Raw genomic sequence first — 231 nt, 5'->3', positions numbered from 1 at the left:
ACTCGTATTGCTTTAGTGTTAGAATCAGCAATATTAAATACATTTCCAGTAATAGTCACATGTTTATTCAAATCTAATATATCTTTAACATTTTTATAACTATAAGCATTAACTAAAGCGGCACCATTTTCACGATAGTGTCCACTTTCCTCTTTAGTTTTCTTATCAAACCTATTTCCTTTTATTAAAATATCAGTAAATCCTGTAAAGCGAACACCCGCATACATCATA

At 29.4% G+C, this 231-nt stretch carries 1 pseudogene; it reads right to left on the bottom strand.

The window, feature by feature from the left end:
- Window positions 1–231 (bottom strand): annotated as a pseudogene (locus HB860_RS22120) (plasmid stabilization protein); the annotation flags it as partial.

The sequence above is a fragment of the Aeromonas genomosp. paramedia genome (assembly GCF_023093515.1).
Taxonomy (GTDB): Bacteria; Pseudomonadota; Gammaproteobacteria; order Enterobacterales; family Aeromonadaceae; genus Aeromonas.
The sequence above is the reverse complement of the archived record's forward strand: the minus strand, read 5'-3'. Positions and strand labels throughout refer to the sequence as shown.